Below are 10,947 nucleotides of genomic sequence, written 5' to 3'. Positions count from 1 at the left end.
CGCTGCCGTGCGTGCACAGGCTGCCGAAGCCGTGCGCACCGGCCAGATCCCTTCGGGCGAATTCAGCGCCATGTAATTTGGCAGACCAACTGCTGAGATTGGTTTGAAGCAGTTGCGGGACTTCCCAGGGTGGTGGCTCTTCGCGCGGTGCGGGTGCTGCTGCCATGGGGAGTGTTAACTGAACCGCAGGGGCGGGCAGGCAAAAAGGGCTCCTTTAGGGAGCTCTTTTTGTTGGTGCCTGCCGTGTAGCCGCGCCCCCCAGGGGCGCCAGGCGCGCCCCTGCAAAGTCGCTTACAGCGACGGGTCGATCAACACCTTGGCGCCGGTATTGCGCGGGCCGTAGAACGCGATGGACTCGGCGCTCAGCGCCCCCGCCAGCGACACGGTGCGCGCGTAGTGGCTGGCGAACGTGGTCTTCAGCTCAGCCGCCACGCGCTGGCGCAACGCCTGGGTGGCCTCTTCGCCAATCTTCTGCAGAAACGGAAACAGCAGCCATCCACCCATGCCCCAGGCCATGCCAAAGGTGCGGTGCACTTCGGTCGGGCGCGTGTCCAGGTGGCCGTACAGGTACACCTGCTTGTGCACGGCCGAACCGTAACGGCTGTATTCCTTGGCCTTGCGGTTGATGGCGGCCTCCATGCACTGCAGGATCTGCCCGGCCAGCGTGCCGCCGCCCGTGGCATCAAACGCAATGGTGGCGCCCGTGGCGGCCAGCGCGTCGGTCAGTTCGGCCATGAAGGTGGGCGCGCTGCTGTCGCACACATATTGGGCGCCCAGCTCGCGCAGCAGCGCCGCCTGCTCGGGCTTGCGCACGATGTTGACCAGGCCGACACCGTCCTTCTGGCAAATCTTGAGCAGCATCTGGCCCAGGTTGCTGGCCGCAGCGGTGTGCACCAGCGCGGTGTGGCCTTCGCGCTTCATGGTTTCGACCATGCTCAGCGCAGTCAGCGGGTTGACAAAACACGACGCGCCCTCAGCCGCCGTGGTTCCGGGCGGCAAAGGCAGGCACTGCGCTGCAGGCATGGAGCGGTACTGCGAATACATGGCGCCACCAATCACTGCCACCGTGCGGCCCAGCAGCGCCTGCGCAGCGGGCGATGCACCCGCAGCCACCACCAGACCGGCGCCCTCGTTGCCCACGGGCATGCTCTGGCCCAGGCGTGCCGCCATGCCGGGCATGGCGCGCTCGGGGATGCTGGCCGTGGCCACCGGCCGCTCGGCCGTGCCCGTGACCTGCACGGTGGACAGATCAGCCGGGCCCAGCAGCAGGCCAATGTCCGATGGGTTGATGGGCGTGGCCTGTACCTGAATCAGCACTTCGTCAGGCCCTGGCGTGGGCACGGGTGACAGCTCCAGGCTGATCTGCAAGGTGCCATTGGCTTGTACAAGCGAGCGCAGCTGCAGCGCGGTGGTAGGGATGGATGGGTTCATGGAGGATTCGCAGTGGGATGATGGAAATGGGGCCGCGCGCATGAAGCGGCGCGACGTGGAGGGAGGCTGGGGTGCCAGCAGGTCACAGCCTCTCCACCTGCCGCGCCATTTTTCACCAGGACGCCGGGTTTTGCTGTCCCCTCGGTTTTGCACCCCACAACGCCGTCAGTTTGCTGGTGCGCAAGGCACGCGTTCACCCCATCTCCTTCAGCCTTCAACTACCGGCAACAGCACAGCCCTCGGTCCTGCCAGAGCGCCAGGTCAGCAAGACCAGCAACGCGGCCACCAGCAACAAAACAGCGCTGACGACAAAGGTGCTCTGGTATCCGTTGCGGTCAAATAGCAGGCCCCCCACCGTGGAGCCCAGGCCGATAGCCAGTTGGACCACCGCCACCATGAGACCGCCTCCGGCTTCAGCGTCTTTCGGCATCGACCGGGCGACCCATGTCCACCAGCCCACCGGCGCGGCCGTAGCCACCAGGCCCCACACACCCAGCAAGGCAGTGACAGCGGTGAGCTGGTCACCCAAACAGATCAGCGCGATGGCGATGAGCGCCATCAAGACGGGTGCCATGAACAGCGTTGGGTAAAAGCCTCTGGCCAGTGCCGCGCCGACGAGTGTGGTGCCCACAAAGCCCGCCACCCCGATCACCAGCAGAATGAACGACAACGTGAACCCACCCACATGCGTGACGGTTTCCAGAAATGGCCGCAGGTAGGTAAACAGCACAAACTGTCCCATGAAAAAGCAGCCTACTGCCAGCATGCCCACAGCAATCATCCGGCACCGCAGCAGCCTGACAACCGCACCACCAGAGCCCCCCGCGCGCTGCTGACCGGCAGGCATGGGCGGCAGGCTCACCCACTGCCAGATGAAAGCCACCACCGCCACCGGCACCAGCCCCCAGAAGGCCCCACGCCACCCGACCAGAGCACCCAGATAGCTGCCCAACGGCGCCGCCACCACCGTGGCCAGTGCGTTGCCACCATTGAAAATGGCCAAAGCCCGTGGCACCTGCTGCGCAGGCACCAGCCGCATGGCCGTGGCCGCAGACAGCGACCAGAAGCCACCCACCACCACTCCGATGAGCGCGCGGCCTGCCATGTACACCGCATAGTTCGGCGCCAGTGCAATGACTGCGCCAGAGAGGCACATCAGCGCTGTGAGCCCCAGCAACAAGGTCTTGCGGTCCACCCGGCCTGCCAACGCAGCAATGCTCAGGCTGGTGAGTACGGCGAAGGCGCCCGATATCGCAATGCCCTGCCCTGCCCCGCCTTCGCTGACCCCCAGGTCTGCCGCCATGGGGGTCAGCAGGCTAACGGGCATGAACTCCGACGCGATCAGCGCAAACACGCAGAGCGTCATCGCAAAGACGCCGCTCCAGCGCGCAGGCTGCACCGCTGCACCCAGCGCACCGTCGAAATCGACCGACGGCGCAGCGCATACCTGAGTGGTCATCGTTTACGCCAGGTGCTTGCCAAAGAACGCCGTCAGCTTGTCCCACGGGATCAGGTTCACGCGGTCATACAGATCCACGTGGCCTGCTCCGGGGACGATGTGCAGCTCCTTGGGCTCGGCAGCACGTTGGAACGCGTCTTCGCTGAACTCCTTGGAGTGCGCCTGATCGCCCGTGATGAAAAGCATGGGGCGCGGAGAAATCGTCTCGATGTCATTGAACGGGTAGAAGTTCATGAACTTGACGTTGCTGGTCAGCGTGGGGTGGGTGGTGGTCAACGGCGAACCGCCCTTGGGCGTGACCTCGCCACGCGGGGTGCGGTAGAAGTCATAGAACTCCCGCTGAATGGGGTGTGTGTCTGCCGTCAGCTCGTGCACCGTGCCACCGGTGTACTGGATGGCCCCGCCGGTGAATTCCACGTAGCGCTGCTCGGCAGCGGCGGCAATGATCTGCTTGCGCTGCTCCACAGTCTGCGAGTGGTTCAGCGCGTCGCGGTTGGCAGCACCCATGTCGTACATGCTGACGGTGGCGATGGCCTTCATGCGCGGGTCGATCTTGGCGGCGCTGATGACAAAGCTGCCGCTGCCGCACACGCCAATGGCCCCAATGCGCTCGCGGTCCACCATCGCCTGCGTGCCCAGAAAATCCACCGCTGCGCTGAAAGCCTCGGCATAGATGTCTGGCGCCACCGCGTTGCGCGGCTGGCCCTCGCTCTCACCCCAGAAAGGCAGGTCCAGCGACAGCGCGACAAAACCCTGCTCTGCCATCTTGGTGGCATACAGGTTGGCGCTTTGTTCCTTGACTGCGCCCATGGGGTGGCCCACCAGAATGGCCGGATTTTTCTTGCTGCGGTCCAGGTTCTTGGGCACAAACAGGTTGCCAGCCACCGCCATGCGGTACTGGTTCTTGAAGATCACCTTGCGCACGGCCACCTTGTCGCTTTGGTAGAAATTGTCGGCGCCGCTGAGCTTGCCGGGCGCTGGCTGCGGCCCTGCTGCCATCGCACTACCACCCGCGGCAGACAGCCCGCCCCATACCGCCGCACCGAAGCCCGCCCGGATGAGGAAGTCGCGCCGGTCCGAGGTGAGGGGGTCTGTGCCGGGTATTGGGTGCTGTGCGTGGATGGTGGAGAGTGTGTCGTGCATGTTCGATGCTCCTGGGGAGGTAGGAAATTGGGGGAGGACGAGAAATCGAGAAATGAAGGCGGGGGTCGAGGGCGCGCCTTCGTTGGACGCTCCAATGCTTTGTCCGCGCGTCAATCGCTGGCGCGTTCGATACGCACCTTCAAAGGCCCTTGGCGCTGCAACGCGGGCAGGCCCGTGTCCACTCTGCCTAGCCGCACCAGGCCGCGTGCATAGGCGTCATCGCCCACAAAAATCGCCAGATTGCCCCAGGGCGCGTAGTAGTTGATGTCACCGGTTTTGGGGGTGATGCCCGCCGGTGCCCCATCCACCGACAGCTTGCGCGGCAGGGTGGCGATGCGTTCGATCTCCGCGTAGTTCTGCAACGTCAGCGACAGCGGCAGCTGGGCCACAAAATCGCGCGCTGCGGCGTTGTTGTCCAGGGTGGCGGTGGCAATGGCGCCATCGATATGCAGATGAATTTTCATGGGGCCCTGCTGTGCAAAGGTGGTGGTGGGCATCCCCCCGGCTGCCAGGGTGAATGCCAAGGCGACACCCGCCAGGGCGTGGCGTTGGAAGGGGTGGGTGCTGATGCGTTGTGCCATAGCAAGAAGTTTGCCCAGCATTGCTTGCGCCGACTAGATAATGAATGGAGAATGGGTTTATAAGTCTGGCTAACCAATCAATCCAGAGAATCAGACATGGCGAGACGCAACCTGAACGATCTGCTGGCCTTTGTCACCGTGGCGCGCGAGGGCAGCTTTACCCGAGCCGCAGCCACTCTGGGCGTCACGCAGTCCGCGCTGAGCCAGACCATCCGTGGCCTTGAAGAGCGCCTGCAGATCCGGCTGCTCACACGCACCACGCGCAGCGTCTCGCCCACACCAGCGGGCGAACGCCTGATGCACGCCATCGGTCACCGCTTTGACGAGATTGAGGCCGAGCTGGATGCGCTGACCGCACTGCGCGACAAACCCGCAGGCACTGTGCGCATCACCTGCGGCGACCACGTCATGCACACCACGCTGCTGCCCAAGCTCATGCCACTGTTGCACGACAACCCCGACATCACGCTGGAGTTCGACATGAACTACGGCTTTCGCGACATCGTGGCCGACCGTTTTGACGCCGGGGTGCGCCTGGGCAACACCATCGACAAGGACATGATTGCCATGCCCATCGGCCCGCCGCTTCGCATGGCCGTGGTCGCATCGCCCAGCTACTTTGCCGCCCATCCCATTCCCAAAACCCCGCACGACCTGACGGCGCACCGGTGCATCAACCAGCGCATGCCTACCTCGGGCGGCCTGTACGTGTGGGACTTTGCGCGCAAAGGCAAACAGGTCAACGTGCGGGTAGATGGCCCGCTGATCTTCAACACCGCCCCGCCCCAGGTCGATGCAGCGTTGGCTGGGCTGGGCATTGCGCTGCTGCCCGAGGACGAACTGGCCACCCACATCGAAGACGGACGCCTGGTCCGAGTGCTGGAAGACTGGTGCCCACCGTTCGCGGGCTACCACCTGTACTACCCCAGTCGGCGCCAGCCATCGCCTGCGTTTTCGCTGGTGCTGCAGGCGTTGCAGCTGCGGTGAAGAGACTGCTTGCAAGCACGCGGGTGGCTAGAGATCACGAGGCTGCGAATACGAACAAGGGTTAGACAGCGGCCTGTTGCGACCCCTTGTCACGTTGGAACGATTCAGTGCTTGACTTAGAGTGCACTCCAACTTTCAGAATCGTTCCCATGGCATCCCTCCTCACCATTGCCGAAGTCGCCGAACGCACGGACCTGACCGCGCACACGCTGCGCTACTACGAGCGCGCCGGGCTGATTGCGCCCGTGGCGCGCGCGCCAGGTGGCCAGCGCCGCTATGCGGCTTCGGACATGGAATGGATCAGATTCCTGCTGCGCCTGCGCGAGACCCAGATGCCCATCGGGCAGATGCAGGCCTTTGCGCGGCTGCGCAGCGAAGGGAACGCCACCGCCCCCGAGCGGCGCCAGTTGCTGGAACAGCACCTGGCGCAGGTGCTGGCAACGATCACCGCCATGCAGCAAGCCGCGCAGGCCCTGCAATCCAAGATCGCGCACTACCAAGGTCTGGAAGCTTCCCTTCGACCCACCCCGTCGTCCACCCACCAAGGAAGCTCCCATGTCCCCCGAAACCCAACCCCGCTATCTCCAGGGCCTCGCCAAGCTGCGCGAAATCGACGGCCACGCGGGTGAGCGTGTCGTCGCCAGCCTGGCCGACATCGCCCCCGACTTTGCGCGCTACCTGATCGAGTTTCCGTTTGGCGACATCTATTCGCGCCCCGGACTCGATCTGCGCAGCCGCGAGATTGCAGTCATCGCCGCACTGACCGCGCTGGGCAACGCCACGCCACAGCTCAAGGTGCATTTGCAGGCGGCGCTGAATGTGGGCGTCACCCGCGAAGAGGTCGTGGAGGTGCTGATGCAAATGGCGGTGTACGCAGGCTTTCCGGCCGCGCTCAACGGACTGGCCGCGGCACGCGAGGTGTTTGCAGCGGCCGACGCACAACCACAGGCCGCTTGAAGCGCCCTGCCGCCCCGCCCTGTCCTGCCGGATGCGGCTGCATCGGGGCGATCGCCTATTTGGCGGCCCCCACCGGCATCGGCCGCACCAGCCGCACCGGCAGCTTGCTGGCCCGCGCGGCATCGCCGCGCGCCTCGCCGGTGGACAGGTTCACCGCCCAGCCGTTGATCATGGCCGCCTGCCGCGCACCATCACCCGCCCGGCTTTGGGCGATGTTGCCGTAGGTGTACTGGTTGACGCTGGGCGCGCTCACGTTGGCGGTGGCCGTCCAGTGCCACTGGCCCGGCGCCGCCGGGAACAGAAGGGGGTTGAGGCCCGGGGGCGACAGCGCCTTGTCCACCAGCCGCTGCAGCTCTGTCGCACGGGGCAGGCGCCAGCCCACACCCTCGGCCTTCCAGCGGTCAGAGGCCAGGGCCGTGGCCTCGGCACGGTCCAGCAGCAGGGGCTGGCCCGTGCAGGTTTTGCCGGTCCATTGCATGCCCTCCACACAGCGTGGCCAGGCCAGGCCGGCACGCTGATCCAACACATAAGCGCCATCGGCGGACAGGGACCAATCGGCGGCCACCTGCGAATCGGCGGCCTGCGCAGGCCCGGCCAACAGGGCAACCAACAGCGGGGGGATGAGCGGCAACAATGTTTTCATGGGCAAAGCAGGGGCAATGAAAGCCAGGTACAGGTCCGGGGGCAGAGAGGCATCACAGGATGCCTTGGCGACACCCTAACCCGGCAGCGGCCCGCGCGCCACCCACCAGGTCAAGAAACCCGCGCGGCCCGCCGCTTGTCCGTGCGGCCACCCACGCCCACTCCTGCCAGCGTGCCTGACGCGGCCAATGCCTCGGCCAGGAACCCCACAAACGCCTGCACCCGCGTCGAAAACTGGTGCCGCTGCGGGTACACCGCGTAGATGTCGGCCGCAGGCGTGTGGTACTGCGGCAGCACGGGCTCCAGCAGGCCCTGGGCCAGATGACGGTTCACGTCCCACTCGGCGCGCATCACGATGCCGTGGCCCTGCAGCGCCCACAACACGGCGATCTCGCCGTCGTTGGTGGTGAGGTTGCCGGTGATCTTGATCGACTCGGTGTGCGCCTTGCTGCCACGCCCGGTGGTCAGGCGCCACAGGCCGTAGGCCTCGTCGCCCTGGCGGATGCCGATGCACTGGTGCTCCATCAGGTCGCGCGGCACGCGGGGCCTGCCATGCTGCTCCAGGTAGGCGGGTGCGGCGCACAGCACGCGCCGGTTGGGGGCCATGCGGCGGGCAATCACGCGGCCGTCGGGCGGCTCGCCAAAACGCACGCACACGTCGTAGGCATCGTCGGTGATCGGTGGCGGGTGCACCGACAGCTGCAGCTGCACATCCACTTCGGGATACTGGCGCACAAAGTCCGAGATCACGGGGGCGATGTGCATGCGGCCAAAACCCAGCGTGGCATTCACGCGCAGCAGGCCCTTGGGGCTGGCCTTGGACTGCACGATGAGTTCATCCAGCGCATCGATCTCGCGCAGGATGCGGCGCGCATGCTCCAGCAGCAGCTCGCCCTCGGGCGTAAGGCTCATGCGCCGGGTGGTGCGGTTGATGAGCACCACACCCAGGCGCTTTTCCATCTGCGCCAGGTGTTTGCTCACGGCGGCGGTGGAGACACCCATTTCGCGCCCGGCGGCGCTCAGGCTGGGGCTGGCCGCCAGTGCCGAGAAGAAGCCCAGTTCTGCGGGCTGGATGGTGGAGCTCATCGCCGCATTATCAACTGCAGGTTAACGATGGATTCACTTGAGCGCCGTTTTTACAACGAGCGGATGCCTACAGTCGCTCTCACTGTTTTTGTTCCACCCGCTTTTCGCGGCCCGACATCCCCACAGGCCTTTCCCGACGCTTTCACACACCAAGACCAAAGACCTTCATGAAAACCTACCAAATCGCCACCATCCCCGGAGACGGCATCGGCAAGGAAGTGATTCCCGCCGGCCAGCGCGTGCTCGAAGCCCTGGCCTCCCGCCATGCGGGCCTGCAGTTCCAGTTCGAAAACTTTGGCTGGGGCGGCGACTGGTATCGCGCCCACGGTGTGATGATGCCGGCCGACGGGTTGAATGCGCTGCGCGGCAAGGACGCCATCCTGTTCGGCTCGGCGGGCGACCCGGACATCCCCGACCACATCACGCTGTGGGGCCTGCGCCTGAAGATCTGCCAGGGGTTTGATCAGTACGCCAACGTGCGGCCCACGCGCATCCTGCCGGGCATTGATGCGCCCCTGAAGCGCTGCACGCCCAAGGACCTGGATTGGGTCATCGTGCGCGAAAACTCCGAGGGCGAATACTCGGGCGTCGGCGGCCGCGTGCACCAGGGCCATCCCATCGAGGCGGCGACCGATGTGTCCATCATGACCCGTGTGGGGGTGGAACGCATCCTGCGCTACGCCTTCCGCCTGGCCCAATCCCGCCCCCGCAAGCTGCTCACCGTCATCACCAAGAGCAACGCCCAGCGCCATGCCATGGTGATGTGGGACGAGATTGCCGCGCAGGTGGCCACCGAGTTCCCCGACGTGAAATGGGACAAGGAGCTGGTGGACGCTGCCACGGCCCGCATGGTCAACCGCCCCGCCACGCTCGACACCATCGTGGCCACCAACCTGCATGCCGACATCCTCAGCGACCTGGCCGCCGCGCTGGCGGGCAGCCTGGGCATTGCGCCCACCGGCAACATCGACCCCGAGCGCCGCTACCCCAGCATGTTCGAGCCCATCCACGGCTCGGCGTTCGACATCATGGGCAAGGGCCTGGCCAACCCCATCGGCACCTTTTGGTCGGTGGTGATGCTGCTGGAGCACCTGGGCGAGGCCGACGCCGCCCGCGCCGTGATGCAGGCCATCGAACAGGTCACCGCCAACCCCGCCCTGCACACCCGCGACCTGGGCGGCACGGCCACCACGGCGCAGGTGACCGACGCCGTGTGCGCGCTGATCAGCAGCACGCAGTTGCAAAAGGCCGCCTGAGCTGCGTGGCTCCAACACACTGCGCCCTGCCCCTCGACCCGATGAGCACACACATCGACACCCAGGCCCGCCACTGGCTGCGCAGCATGTTCGACGCCGCCATCGCATCCGCGCAGCCCACGATATGTCTGCCGCCGCACCTGCCTGCCCCGCCCCGGGGCCGCACGGTGGTGATCGGCGCGGGCAAGGCATCGGCGCAGATGGCGCAGGTGCTGGAGGCCCACTGGCCCACGCCGCTGTCTGGCGTGGTGGTCACACGCTACGGGCATGCTGCCGCCTGCCAGCACATCCGCGTGCTGGAGGCTTCCCACCCCGTGCCCGATGCGGCGGGCCTGGCTGCTGCGCAGCAGATGCTGGCCGCAGTGGCGGGCCTCACAGCAGACGACCTGGTGATTGGCCTGTGGTCGGGCGGCGGCTCGGCACTGCTGCCCTTGCCGCTGCCAGGCATCACGCTGGCCGACAAGCAGGCGCTCAACCAGGCCCTGCTGCGCAGCGGCGCCAGCATTGGCGAGATGAACTGTGTGCGGCGCCGCCTCTCGGCCATCAAGGGCGGGCGGCTGGCCCTGGCCTGCAGCCCCGCCCGCGTGGTCAACCTGGTGATGTCCGATGTGCCGGGCGACGACCCGCTGGACGTGGCCTCGGGCCCCACCGTGGCCGACCCGACCACCCGTGCACAGGCGCTAGCCATCTTGCAGCGCTACCGCATTGCTCTGCCGCCCGCCGTGCTGGCCGCACTGGACACTGCCGCCAGCGAAAGCACCAAGCCCGGCGACACCCGGCTGGGCCCCATCACCACCCACGTCATTGCTACACCCGACCTGGCCCTGCAGGCAGCCGCCCAGGTGGCGCGCCAGGCGGGCATCGAGCCCACGCTGCTCGGCGACGCGCTGGAGGGCGAAGCCCGCGACATGGGCACCGTGCTGGCCGGTGTCGCCCGCTACGCCGCCAAGGCCCCGTCACCACGGCACCGCGTGCTGCTGAGTGGCGGTGAAAGCACTGTCAACCTGCGCGCACCCGCCCCAGGGCAACCCATGCCAACCCCGGGGCGCGGCGGGCGCAATGTGGAATGCCTGCTGTCCCTGGCCCTGTCGCTCAAGGGCTTGCCCGGCGTGTACGCATTGGCCGGGGATACCGACGGTATCGATGGCCTGGAGCCCGTGGCAGGCGCCATCGCCACGCCCGACACGCTGGAGCGCGCCGCCGCGCTGGGCCAACACGCCACCGCCGCACTGGACGCACACGACGCCCACTCCTTTTTTGGCGCGCTGGGCGACGCCGTGGTCACCGGGCCCACGGGCACCAACGTCAACGACTTCCGCGCGATCCTGATCGCAGCCACGGGCTGACGCCACGCACCCGCGTCCCCACCGGCCCTGCCCCCACAAGAACCACAACCCAACGGAGA

At 66.5% G+C, this 10,947-nt stretch carries 11 protein-coding genes and 1 pseudogene; 6 read left to right on the top strand and 6 right to left on the bottom strand.

From position 1 onward, the window contains the following. Positions 1-76: pseudogene (locus tag IB236_RS24610) on the top strand (DUF4148 domain-containing protein); the annotation flags it as partial. Positions 77-291: 215 nt separating this feature from the next. Here IB236_RS24610 and IB236_RS14860 read toward each other — a convergent pair. The 4 genes from IB236_RS14860 to IB236_RS14845 form a co-directional block, all read right to left on the bottom strand. Beyond that, on the bottom strand, positions 292-1,431 hold the full coding sequence (locus IB236_RS14860; protein WP_056067610.1) for a zinc-binding dehydrogenase: 1,140 nt from the start codon (positions 1,429-1,431) through the stop codon (positions 292-294). 214 nt (positions 1,432-1,645) lie between these two features. Further along, positions 1,646-2,797 (bottom strand): MFS transporter, encoded by a 1,152-nt coding sequence (locus IB236_RS14855; protein ID WP_200939000.1) that lies wholly within the window; start codon positions 2,795-2,797, stop codon positions 1,646-1,648. A 96-nt stretch (positions 2,798-2,893) separates the two neighbouring features. After that, positions 2,894-3,889: an alpha/beta hydrolase gene (locus tag IB236_RS14850; protein WP_056067605.1), complete on the bottom strand. Its 996-nt coding sequence runs from the start codon at positions 3,887-3,889 to the stop codon at positions 2,894-2,896. A 254-nt stretch (positions 3,890-4,143) separates the two neighbouring features. After that, positions 4,144-4,614 carry a cyclophilin-like fold protein gene (locus IB236_RS14845; protein WP_056067604.1) on the bottom strand — a complete coding sequence of 157 codons (471 nt, stop codon included), beginning with the start codon at positions 4,612-4,614 and terminating at the stop codon, positions 4,144-4,146. A gap of 96 nt (positions 4,615-4,710) precedes the next feature. On the opposite strand from IB236_RS14845, the gene IB236_RS14840 reads away from it, so the two are divergent. The 3 genes from IB236_RS14840 (at position 4,711) to IB236_RS14830 (ending at position 6,558) form a co-directional block, all read left to right on the top strand. Then, positions 4,711-5,601 carry a LysR family transcriptional regulator gene (locus IB236_RS14840; RefSeq protein WP_056067602.1) on the top strand — a complete coding sequence of 297 codons (891 nt, stop codon included), beginning with the start codon at positions 4,711-4,713 and terminating at the stop codon, positions 5,599-5,601. A 149-nt stretch (positions 5,602-5,750) separates the two neighbouring features. Then, complete coding sequence (locus tag IB236_RS14835) at positions 5,751-6,230, top strand: MerR family transcriptional regulator (protein WP_192421307.1); 480 nt, start codon at positions 5,751-5,753, stop codon at positions 6,228-6,230. After that, a complete protein-coding gene (locus IB236_RS14830; RefSeq protein WP_056067597.1) occupies positions 6,157-6,558 on the top strand; it encodes a carboxymuconolactone decarboxylase family protein in 402 nt (133 codons plus the stop codon). Before IB236_RS14835 ends, IB236_RS14830 begins: the two co-directional genes overlap by 74 nt. A gap of 55 nt (positions 6,559-6,613) precedes the next feature. Here the strand turns inward: IB236_RS14830 and IB236_RS14825 are convergent, their stop codons facing one another. Beyond that, positions 6,614-7,201: a DUF1566 domain-containing protein gene (locus tag IB236_RS14825; protein WP_192421306.1), complete on the bottom strand. Its 588-nt coding sequence runs from the start codon at positions 7,199-7,201 to the stop codon at positions 6,614-6,616. A 110-nt stretch (positions 7,202-7,311) separates the two neighbouring features. Continuing rightward, complete coding sequence (locus IB236_RS14820) at positions 7,312-8,286, bottom strand: LysR substrate-binding domain-containing protein (RefSeq protein ID WP_056744402.1); 975 nt, start codon at positions 8,284-8,286, stop codon at positions 7,312-7,314. Between the two features lie 167 nt (positions 8,287-8,453). On the opposite strand from IB236_RS14820, the gene IB236_RS14815 reads away from it, so the two are divergent. Further along, positions 8,454-9,542: a tartrate dehydrogenase gene (locus IB236_RS14815; RefSeq protein WP_192421305.1), complete on the top strand. Its 1,089-nt coding sequence runs from the start codon at positions 8,454-8,456 to the stop codon at positions 9,540-9,542. A 41-nt stretch (positions 9,543-9,583) separates the two neighbouring features. After that, a complete protein-coding gene (locus IB236_RS14810) occupies positions 9,584-10,888 on the top strand; it encodes a glycerate kinase (RefSeq protein ID WP_056067591.1) in 1,305 nt (434 codons plus the stop codon). Positions 10,889-10,947 lie beyond the last annotated feature (59 nt).

Source organism: Acidovorax sp. ACV02, assembly GCF_014851475.1.
Taxonomy (GTDB): domain Bacteria; phylum Pseudomonadota; class Gammaproteobacteria; order Burkholderiales; family Burkholderiaceae_C; genus Acidovorax; species Acidovorax delafieldii.
This window is presented reverse-complemented; position numbering and strand designations above follow the sequence as displayed.

Coding starts and splice junctions, on each gene's coding strand:
- IB236_RS14860 (WP_056067610.1), bottom strand. CDS start 1,431: ATGAACCCATCCATCCCTACCACCGCGCTGCAGCTGCGCTCGCTTGTA.
- IB236_RS14855 (WP_200939000.1), bottom strand. CDS start 2,797: ATGACGCTCTGCGTGTTTGCGCTGATCGCGTCGGAGTTCATGCCCGTT.
- IB236_RS14850 (WP_056067605.1), bottom strand. CDS start 3,889: ATGGCAGCAGGGCCGCAGCCAGCGCCCGGCAAGCTCAGCGGCGCCGAC.
- IB236_RS14845 (WP_056067604.1), bottom strand. CDS start 4,614: ATGGCACAACGCATCAGCACCCACCCCTTCCAACGCCACGCCCTGGCG.
- IB236_RS14840 (WP_056067602.1), top strand. CDS start 4,711: ATGGCGAGACGCAACCTGAACGATCTGCTGGCCTTTGTCACCGTGGCG.
- IB236_RS14835 (WP_192421307.1), top strand. CDS start 5,751: ATGGCATCCCTCCTCACCATTGCCGAAGTCGCCGAACGCACGGACCTG.
- IB236_RS14830 (WP_056067597.1), top strand. CDS start 6,157: ATGTCCCCCGAAACCCAACCCCGCTATCTCCAGGGCCTCGCCAAGCTG.
- IB236_RS14825 (WP_192421306.1), bottom strand. CDS start 7,201: ATGAAAACATTGTTGCCGCTCATCCCCCCGCTGTTGGTTGCCCTGTTG.
- IB236_RS14820 (WP_056744402.1), bottom strand. CDS start 8,286: ATGAGCTCCACCATCCAGCCCGCAGAACTGGGCTTCTTCTCGGCACTG.
- IB236_RS14815 (WP_192421305.1), top strand. CDS start 8,454: ATGAAAACCTACCAAATCGCCACCATCCCCGGAGACGGCATCGGCAAG.
- IB236_RS14810 (WP_056067591.1), top strand. CDS start 9,584: ATGAGCACACACATCGACACCCAGGCCCGCCACTGGCTGCGCAGCATG.